Origin of the sequence: Microbulbifer okhotskensis (genome assembly GCF_023895975.1) — a bacterium.
Taxonomy (GTDB): Bacteria; Pseudomonadota; Gammaproteobacteria; order Pseudomonadales; family Cellvibrionaceae; genus Microbulbifer; species Microbulbifer okhotskensis.
The window spans coordinates 1-3943 of the sequence record NZ_JALBWM010000192.1; the positions used below are offsets into that span (position 1 = coordinate 1).

The 3943-nt window shown below is 53.5% G+C and carries 1 protein-coding gene; it reads right to left on the minus strand.

What is annotated here, in order from left to right:
* Window positions 1-3943: hypothetical protein (locus MO867_RS20845; RefSeq protein ID WP_252472692.1), on the minus strand; the 3943-nt coding region annotated here is incomplete at both ends.

Sequence of the window (3943 nt, forward strand, 5' to 3'; positions counted from 1 at the left end):
TATCCAGCTCGCTGCCGTAAGTACTTGCGCTTGCCTCAATACCATTTTGCTCATCGAGGAAGCTTTTATATTCCCGCTCGGCCTGTTTTTTCTCAGAGGGATGCAGCTGGCCATCTGCGGCAATATCATCCAGATCACCCAGGGCTAAATCCGCATCTGCCTGAGCACTGTATGCGGCGCCCTGGGCAATTGCCGCCGCATTGCCGGCATCATCGGCCGCACTCTGGGCATTGTCTGCCAGCAGCTTTAAAACCGATGCGATGGTATTGAGCAGCACTTGGCGACGGCTATAAACATCCTGCCACTTTCCGTTCCAGGTGCTGCGAACAATACTGGTGGTGCTGTTGGTGGCGTTCCAGGTCGGACTCAACCCTTGCAAGTAGCTGGTTAATGCAGAAATCGCACTGCTGTAATTGGTTTTGTCTGTAGAGATTCCAAGCGAGTCGGCCTGTCCTTCAATGCCTGATTGCTCGCCAATCAGGTCATTATATTCACGGTTTGCTTGAAGCTTTTCTGAGGGGTGAAGCTTGCCGTCAGCGGCAATATCGCCAAGGTCTTCCAGTGCGTTGCTTGCGTCAGACTGAGCACCCTCAGCAGCCTGCAGAGCACTATCAGCCTGCCCTTGTGCCGCCAGCGCATCCAACATGGTCTCCGGGTCTCCCACACCACCCTGAGTCACTACCACGCCCCGTACACTGCCACCATCGCTACCAGCAGCCCAGATGGCGACTTCGTTGTCCCCCTCAACAATAGATACAGGGAAACCATACCAACGGATTGCACCATCCGGTCCATTTACTGGGCCCAAGGAATCGCCATTGAATGCCAGCTGCACACCCTCGGCATCAGATAGCAGCATATGCAGGTAGCCATCACCCACTGAACTGCTAGCGACGGTAAATGTATATTTGTTGCTGCTGTCGTAGTCGCTGTTTTGCGGCCAGCTGTCAGGGTTAACCCGATAGTCCACTCCAAAAACAAAGCGAGCCCCCTCCGCAGACTCACGGGCAACTTCGGCAACCCTGTTCAGCAATACCTGGCGGGCGCTATACACTGCAGTCCAGTTGGCATTCCAAATTGTGCGGCTGATAGGGGTCGCCTGCACCGGGTCATCCCAAGCGGGGCTGAGCCCCTGTAGGTAACTACCAAGCGCTGCTAACGCGCTATCATAATCGCCGCGCTCCAACACGATGCCATACTCATCGGCCTGGCCATCAATTCCCGGTTGCTCCTGGGTGAGCTGAAGGTGCTCTCTAATCACCTGTAATTTTTCTGAGGGATGCAGCTGCCCATCTGCCGCAATCTGATCCAGATCTTCTAACGCGGCCTCAGCATCCGCTTTTGCTGCCGCAATCGCAGCCATGGCCGCCTGTAGGTCAGGGTCCAACGCCGGGTCTTCGTGATCTGGGTAGGGGATGCGGGACTTGGGTACAAACAACAGGCGTACCGCATCAGTGCCCAAGCAAGTACCGCCCTGCCCTGCACGGCCTGGGCTATCGGGGCTGTCGCCATAACAGGCCATAATTTTGCTATTGGTGAGCACCGGCATTGGGTTTTGAGTGCCGTCAACCAACAACACAATACCGCCAGGCGCGCCGCCTCCCCCACTACCGCCGGCAATATTGCGAAACCCGGTACCGCCCTCACCACCATCACTGCCAGAAGTCTTCATCGCACCAGCAACACCAAAGGCAATGCCTCTAGCAACAATCAGAACACCTGCACCACCACGACCGCCGCCCCCTCCAGTGCCATCCCGCTCAAATGCGTCATCCGCCCTGAGATAATAATAACTATCTCCTCCATCAGCCCCGCCAGTACCCCGCAGGTCGTCAGGGACACCCTGTAAATCCCCTGCATTATTTTCAATATTGAGCGGTGGCATCACCTCGTTGCGACCGGTTATTACGTCGCCGCGACTCGCTCGAAATAAATAGCCCGTACGATTAAATTTCCCCGATAAATTCCCAGCACCCCCGCGACACGAGCCTAAAAAGCCGGTGCCATTATTACCGGGAATACCTTGTAGACTGCCCTCAATCTGCAGCACACCGCGCACGCGCAGTTCTACATTATTGGTCACCGAAAGGGTGCGCCCCGAGGGGATGGTAAGGTCGCCGGCATGGTAATAAATTGCACGATTATCAGTATTTCCGGCTAGAGTGCCGTCTGCCGTGAGGAAGCCACTGGCATCGATAGATAGGCCCGCCGAAGACATTGTCGTGCCTTCGCTTTCATACCAGGCATCGGGTAATTCTGCGCTGGTACTTTCAGCCTGATCGGCAATCATGCCGGCGGGCTGGTAACTACCAAACAACTCTGCGGTAACGGCACCGCTCACCTGATCGATGCTGATACGCTGGACTTCCATCGCACGATCCAGACTGTATTCATCCAACCCTAAAGTAGGTAGAAGACGGATATAGTCCACCTCATAGCTGTAATCTACAGTGTGGTCGTGGCCAATATCGATACGGATTAATTCAATTTGTTTGCTGGTCCAGTCGCTTACCTGGGATAGGTCCAGCACCAGCTCCTGCCATTCCCCTTTGGTGGCATTCATGCGTTCAATCAGGTCCAGCATTTCCTCGGCGCCAGCAGCAAAGTAACTTGAACTCTCCGTATGCTTAAAAAACAGCTTGCTGCCAGTGCCTGCAGCAATAAGTTCATCACTGGTGCGACGTACACGCATTTTAATAAAAGGCAGATCCGTCCCTGAAAAACTGGGCGAGAATGTGCGACTGATCCACGGATTTTCCCCGTTGACCGTTACAGCGAGTATCCCGCCGCTCACATCGGATGTAGTAATACCGGAGCGCGGGGTCCAATCTTCCGCGCCACTATTAAAATTAAAATCATAGGGTCTGTCTCCATGAATGGAGTGGTCACGCAATTGAGGCAGGCTTACCCGTACGATATCCCCCACTTCCAAGTCGTTATTACTGGGCAACAACCCCAGGCGTACACGCAGCGGCGGACCTGCAAATCTGTCCCGTAGAGCATCAAATGTGTTTTTAATGGTGGTATAGGTATGACGCGAGTTGTGCAGGCCGCGAAACTTTAAACTGTGCTGTTTGGCCTCACCGTGAACCGCGATTGAGTCCGCATCGATCAAATTATTGGAGCGCAGGAATTTACCGTCGAATCCCGGCTGTTCAAACCAGCTCCATTGGATAGAAAATACATTGCGCACACCGGCCAAGTCGTATTTAAGTTCGCCCAGGCTAACAACATCATCATCGCTGATGGCTGCCACAGTGCCGGCATCGGCAAGTACTCCGGCCATACGGCGAAAGCCCAGCTGGCCGGCGGCATTGACAGGCATAAATGCACCGAGCAATAAATTAATCTCGGTCTCGATAAACTTCTTGCCATCCGTTTTTTCCAGACCATCAAAACGGAGAATCTTTCCTTTACCGTGGTCGCTAGGCTTATACCAATCGGCGCCGATATTCTCAAAACTATCCAGCACCACATAAGCGGGATCTATACCGAGGTGCCAATTACTGGGCAGCACCTCATTGGTGCCGAGTATGTGTCCAGTCAACAGTGCATAGGCCAGCTGTGGGCCAGGGCCCTCCAGGTAGATAAATTCTTCTACCTCTATACCGCGCTCATCATCACTATCTGTAGGCAGGATATGATCTCTTGCATAGGTACCCAGTAGGCCACGAGTGCAGCCCGTAAAGCTGCCATCGGTTTTACCGGTTGCGCGTACAACCTCAAACCCGTCCTGATATTTAATTTTGAGGTAATACACGGTTTGATTGGGCGCGTCCCCATAAGACGCTGTATGAGGATTTGGCTCAAAGCTGCTGGTGTCATATACCTCCAACGTCGTTGCAGTTCCGGGGAAATCTGCAGAGAGGCGCGTACCGTTGGGAACAAATATATCTCGCCGCATCTCCCGCTGAATATCTCTACAACGCACTTTATAAGCACC